We start from the raw sequence: 6,335 nt of genomic DNA on the forward strand, positions 1-6,335 counted from the left end.
AAATCAAATAATCACTATAAAGATCAAGCATATCCATTTAATTCCCTCCCTAAAATTAAGGGCGGAATTCTAATGCTTTTTAGTCAAACTACAAGTTTATGTGCGTAACATGAGTTATTATCAAGCCCTTCGCCAAAGGCAAAAACCAAAGTTTGATCCGCCTTTTTATTTTTCACAAAGCTACCGGCTTCGCGATCAAAATAATCGGTAGGAAGATTATCAAATAAGCCGCCATCCACAAAAAGTTGTTCTTCGCCATTTATACTTATCGCTTGGGGTTGTAGGATAACTGGTAGAGAAGCTGAAGCCCGGCATGCTAAAGCAATTTCCACATCGGGAGTTAATTCACTGTTAAAAATTTGTACCTCCCCATTCGGGAAACGTACCGCCGGAATCGTTAATTGTCGGAAATGTTGCGGAAAATAGTGGTTTAATAAACCAAGATCGCCAAAGCTAATACGTAGTTCTGATGCGGAGGAATTTTTGATTCTCGCAAATAGCTGCTGCAAGGACGCATCTCTAGGAAGATCTGTCTCATCGATTTGTGCTAGGGTTTCTTGAATTGATTCATTGAGATTTTTTTTAATAAACTCTAAAAGCGGAAGGCCAGTTTTAGTAATAATGCGACCGCCAACAACACCAACCCCAGGCCCTTTTTTAGTAACTGTCTTCCCCATTAACTCTTTAAAATTAGTGGTTAATAGCTGTTCGCGAAAGCGCTCATTGGACATGCCTACAGCCATCATGGCAGCCGAAATCGCACCGGCTGAGGCACCCGAAAATTCTTTTGCACTTTCATAGACACCGGTATCTATCATCGCCTTGTAAGAGCTTGGATATACTACGCCTTTAGCACCACCGCCACTACAAACAATTCGCTCAATAGATTTTGGACGAATAATGGATGCAGAGTTTAGGTTTTCTTTCTTAAGGGTTGTCTGTTGCCGTCTGGTTTAAGGAAGCGGATTTTTTGCTCTAGGCTTATCGCTTCATCTACTAAGGCCTTTACCCTACTGCCGAAAGGATTTGACGATTCATCCCAGCGGGGGTTTGCTTGTTTGGCTGCCTCTAATTGAACTTTATTTCCATCTTTAAGATATTGCTGTAGAGCAAAGAGAATATTTCTTTTATGAATACTTTTTTCATCACTGAATTGTTTAAATTTTTCTAGAGCGCTCATGATACGAGCATCTAGGTTTTTTAGTTGAAGCTGTTTCTCCGTTAAAGAATATTCAGGCATTTCAGTCACCATTAATAAGAATTTAAGGAGTCCCTTCATGCGTTGTGAACCGTTCATTTTAACCAATTAAGGCCTTTTGAACGGTTCCTTGTTAAAGAGTTATTTTATTAACTCTTTTAATAGTCATTTAGTACATTATTATACCCTATTTTTTATTAAGCTGCCTCTGCACTGTCTAAATCATTGTCTGCAATAGCATCGGTGAGATGATTAAAGCGCCATGCACAATACCCAGTGCAAAAACCCACGACGATTAAACCTATGGGTAAGGCATTAAGGTTTTTTATCAGAAGGTAGCCCATTAAAATAGAAAGTAGTGATGAGCCAAATAAACGGACGGTATTAATAAAGGCTAGGGCAATTCCAGTGTTTTCTTTAAAACCTTCAAGTGTTAAGGACATGGTCGGAGGAGCGCAGACACTAATTCCTAAGTTAGCAACAAGGGCAAATGAAAGGGCAAGCAGATTAAAACCATAGTGATTACTGAGTACTAGCATGATGAGTCCCCCTAAAACAATTAAGGCACAGCCCATATAAAGGGTGGTACTCATGCTAAAAAATTTTCTTAAACCAATTCCTACATAGTTTCCAACAATAATGTTTAAGCCATTAAATATAAAAATAATGCCGTACGCTAAAGGGGAAAAACCAAGTTGATCAATGATGATATAAGAGGAGTTCACCACGCTAAGCATTACTGCCGCAAAACTAAACATCATAATAAAGGAGCCATACCACAAGGTAGGTAAAGGGAGAATGTCTTTATAGCTGTTAATCACTTTTTTAATTGAAAATGCCTCGGTTGGCGCTTTCCAAAAAGGGGATTCCAGCAAACCCTTCTGGGATTTTAAGATTAAAATAAGGGCAATCGCGGCCATAAGAATAAAATTAGCCTCCCAACCTAAATAGGTGAAAATAATAGAACCGATTACGGGGGCGATAATAGGGGAGCCTGAAACAATCATGGATATATAAGATAAAATTTTCGCCCGCTCCAATGAGTCTTCAAAATCTCTGGAAGTAGACAAAGAAACCAAATTGGCACAACACAAAGCTACGCCTTGTAAAGCCCTGCCAATAATTAGAACGTAGATGTTCGGGGCAAAAGCACAAAGGATACTGGCCGCCGCCGCTAACAGAAGACTTCCGGGCAATAAGCGTCGCCGACCGAAGTGATCCACCAGTGGCCCCCAAATAAGTTGAGTAACACCAAAAAGAAATAAATAGATGCTTAAAGTCAATTGGCTTAAAGCCGGGGTGGTAGCAAAATATTGGGTAATGTAGGGAAGAGAAGGTTGGTATAAATCGAAGGTTAATAGCGAAAAGGCTGACAATAAACCAACCAGAAATAATGATGAGTGTGAGCGAGACATTCCTTATACCTTAAAATTTAAATGTTCTTGTTCAACTTAAGCTTACCGTTTAATGCAGATACTGGATTCCTTCAATGAGAAGGGATAGAGGTTTAGATCCATCTCAGTAGTAAGCCTATTGTGTTTATTTAAGTTGATTAAAACAGGAACAGATCAGTAAAAAGGGTGGATTATAACAAAGAAATTAGATTTTGTATTTGCTGGTCACTGAGAATATTTTTAATAGGAGAATTTGCACTTCCTTATTCTTCATCGGCACGTTTGGCAAAATCTACGATGATTTAAATAGGCTAATCTATTGTTTAGCAAAACATTCGACTGATTCTCCAGGCTTATTTGCGCTTAATTTTATGGTTACCATTCCACACTCATCGGTACGATAGAATGCAATGTTTAACGCCTTTAGTGTGGCCAGTGTTTTGCCGTGGGGGAAATGAAAACGATTGGCAAATCCTAAAGAGGCAATGGCAGCTTGGGGGGCTGCCTCAAAGAGAAACCGATAGGAAGAAGAGGTTTTGCTGCCGTGATGCGCAAGTAGCAACAGGGTAGATTTTAATTGGGAGCCAAAGGTGCTTACTAAATAGTCTTCTGCTTCTTGCTCAATATCTCCAGTTAATAAGAGGCTATTTTTAGAACTACTAATTTGTAAGATGCAGGAATTATTATTTTTTCCCTTAAACTGTTTTAAGATAGGGAAAAAACGAAAATGGATCCCATCCCAGTCCCAGGGGGCATAGTCATGGCAATTGCGGCCGCGATGGTAATAGTTTGGATTATTCACAATAAACTGGTCGATAGGTAGGCTTGCTTCAATGGATTTAAGCCCTCCTAAATGGTCTTTATCGGGATGGCTTACCACCAGGGCGTCAATTTTTTTTATCCCTAGATATTCATAAAACGGCAAAATTACCATCGCCCCTAAATCGCTTCCTTGAAAATATTGATCACCGGTATCATAAAGTAAAACATGATGTTTAGTTCGTATGCTCACCGCTAAGCCTTGTCCGACATCGAGCACCTGAATTAAGGCTTCACCAGCATTAATTACTTCCTTGGCTGGGAAAAAAGGCAGTAGCAGCCATAATAACGCAAGGCTTCGAAAAGGCTTGATCGGAAGTAAAACAAAGAGGAGCAAGGCACCTAGAAGAGGAAGAGTTAATTCAATGCTAGTTAGGCCCCAAGAAATATTTAGCTGGTCAAAATACTGAACTCCTTTGAGCCCCATCATTAAGAGATTAATGGACCAGTTTAAGGGAGTGGCAATAAGCCAAGACCAACTAAAAGAACTAATACAAAGAAGAATCAAGGAGAGAGGAACGATAATAAAGCCTACTAAGGGAATTGCGAATAAGTTAGCAATAAAACCGTTGATTGAAGCATAGGAAAACCAATACAGGCTTAAAGGCATCAAACCAATTAAACAACTCAATTGCAGGGCTAGGTTGCCTTTATACCCACGATGACGCCAGCGTTGATGTGTTATTAATAGACATACTACGGCTAAGAATGAAAAATAAAAGCCTTGCATGAATACTGCATGGGGCTCAATGCATAAAACGGCCAATAAGGCGTAGCGCCACACTTGCCAGGGTGTTAAACGTTGAAGGCCTAGATAGCTAAAACTATAAAAAAAACAGCCTATCAACGCTCTTTGTACCGGCGGAGCAAATCCCGCTAAACAGGCATATAAAAAAGCAAGAACAAAACTAAGGAGGCCGGCAATCGCAGGGGCGGGAATCAAGACACAAAAAGCAGCATTTTGCGACCATAATTTACGAAAAAACCAAAAAAATAATCCTGATAATAAGGCGATATGCTCACCTGAAATGCCGAATAAATGGGTAGTTCCGGTACGGCGAAATAAAGTCCAATCCTCCTGACTAAGGTGGCTGCTAATATTTAAAGTGAGGGCCTCAATAATTCCTAAGTGATGGGGATTGTTAATTAAGCCTGCTAATTGCTGCGATAACTGCTCGCGCCAACTAAGCCAACTTGCGCTTGCTGAGGATTTTATCAGATGACTGTGCTTTGGAATGACATAGCCCACCCAAGCAATATGTTTAATTTGCAATGAAGTGACATAGTCATAACTTCCTGGATTGCGAAAATTACGCGGTTTTTTTATTTTAGCGTTGAACTGCCATTCTTCACCGGCATGTATTTGCAAAGAAGGATTATTATACCACGCCAATTGAATAAGGGCATGGGCCTTGTGCTGGTTTATTTTCTTTATTAAATAAATAAATTGGGTTTTATCTTTGCTTTTTACCGGTAAAGAAACAACGGTGCCTTCCAAAAGAACAACGCAAGGATCAGTGTTCGGCAGGTTAATAGGAGCCTGCCACCATTGGTGTATGAGGGCAAGAAGCACGCCTAAAAGTAAAAATAAAACTAGCCTTCTCTTGGGGGTAAGATAAAAGAGAATTAAGGCACTAAGAATTAAATAGTTGTTAAGGGTATAAAAATAAAGAATACCGATAAAAAAGCAAAAAATTTCCATATATTTTAGATTGGACTTTCCATTAAGAGCGACAATGTAATGGAAAGAAGGAGGAGAAGTAAAGTACTTTCAGAATCTTAAGGAGTCCAGCAGCTGGTTTGGGTAACACCCGCATTATTTACCGCAGTCCGGACATTCGCTTGATTGACACTCATTTGGGCGCAGGTAGTATCCCTTAATTGCGCACCGCGGGTTGTTGCCGTTAATGTGTAAGTAGAGGTTCCTAAGTTTGAGATATTAATGGTGTAATAGTTTTGCGGCGAATTGAGGGGGAAGGTGGGTTTGGCGGTGCAGGCGGCAGTATATGAAAAATTTTGCGAATAACAACGTTCTAAAACCAATTGTATTTGCGATAGGCTAGCAAAGGCATCAGAGCGATGTGAGCGATTAACATAATTAAGGTAAGAGGGATAAGCAATAGTGGCTAAAATCCCGATAATGGCAACCGTTATTAGTAATTCCACTAAGTTAAAGCCTTTAGCATCTGTGCGATAAATCATTATTTCTCCTATTGTATTTCCCACCAGCCGACTTTCCTTGGTGCCGTATTAGGATTAAGTATAGTGGACTGGGTACCATTTGATTGGGTAATCAAGATTACCATTTTATCATTTTGGTTAGGTCCTAACACATTAGGTGCAGTAGCATAACTACTTGATAGCCCAATACCTACCGCATATTTCCCATTGTATTGATCAGCAGTAGTAAAGCCACCATCGCCATTTATATCTATCTGCGCGGTGGTAAAGGTACCGCCTGTTCCATAGTTAAGTTCTAAGAGCATGGAAGTAAAGCCTGAGCCACAGACGGATAGAGGGGGGGTATTTAAAGTAGCTACAAAGGCGCCATTGACTAAATCAGGGTTGGTAATAATACGTTGCCCAGCTACAGCTAGATCCGCATACCAACCCATTTTAGTATTCCAGTTCACGGTATTGTTGCTTACGGTTAGAATATCTGCCGATAAGCCGGAACTCGCTTTCGCAACAAAGCTTAGGGTTTGCGCTTGTAAATCGGCGCGTAAGTATTTGGCAGTGGTTGCGGGTTTATCCCAGATACCATAGACCGTCTGGGTCTGGGTATCCAGTAAATCGTTTGAGGTTAATAACTCATGTTACGCACATAAACTTGTAGTTTGACTAAAAAGCATTAGAATTCCGCCCTTAATTTTAGGGAGGGAATTAAATGGATATGCTTGATCTTTATAGTGATTATTTGATTT

6 protein-coding genes are annotated in these 6,335 nt (G+C 40.0%); all 6 read right to left on the minus strand.

The features are described from left to right. Window positions 1-83 precede the first annotated feature (83 nt). Complete coding sequence (locus tag ELY15_RS12620) at window positions 84-902, minus strand: patatin-like phospholipase family protein (protein WP_127100579.1); 819 nt, start codon at window positions 900-902, stop codon at window positions 84-86. Between the two features lie 11 nt (window positions 903-913). Next, window positions 914-1,297, minus strand: a complete 384-nt coding sequence (locus tag ELY15_RS12625) for a hypothetical protein (protein WP_127100581.1) — start codon at window positions 1,295-1,297, stop codon at window positions 914-916. A 98-nt stretch (window positions 1,298-1,395) separates the two neighbouring features. Further along, a complete protein-coding gene (locus tag ELY15_RS12630) occupies window positions 1,396-2,613 on the minus strand; it encodes an MFS transporter (protein WP_127100583.1) in 1,218 nt (405 codons plus the stop codon). Between the two features lie 295 nt (window positions 2,614-2,908). After that, a complete protein-coding gene (locus ELY15_RS12635) occupies window positions 2,909-5,113 on the minus strand; it encodes a DNA internalization-related competence protein ComEC/Rec2 (RefSeq protein ID WP_127100585.1) in 2,205 nt (734 codons plus the stop codon). A 77-nt stretch (window positions 5,114-5,190) separates the two neighbouring features. After that, window positions 5,191-5,613, minus strand: coding sequence for a type IV pilin protein (locus tag ELY15_RS12640; RefSeq protein WP_127100587.1), 423 nt, complete (start codon window positions 5,611-5,613; stop codon window positions 5,191-5,193). An 8-nt stretch (window positions 5,614-5,621) separates the two neighbouring features. Beyond that, on the minus strand, window positions 5,622-6,044 hold the full coding sequence (locus tag ELY15_RS12645; RefSeq protein ID WP_127100589.1) for a hypothetical protein: 423 nt from the start codon (window positions 6,042-6,044) through the stop codon (window positions 5,622-5,624). Window positions 6,045-6,335 lie beyond the last annotated feature (291 nt).

The sequence above is a fragment of the Legionella sp. km772 genome (assembly GCF_003989735.1).
Classification (GTDB): domain Bacteria; phylum Pseudomonadota; class Gammaproteobacteria; order Legionellales; family Legionellaceae; genus Legionella.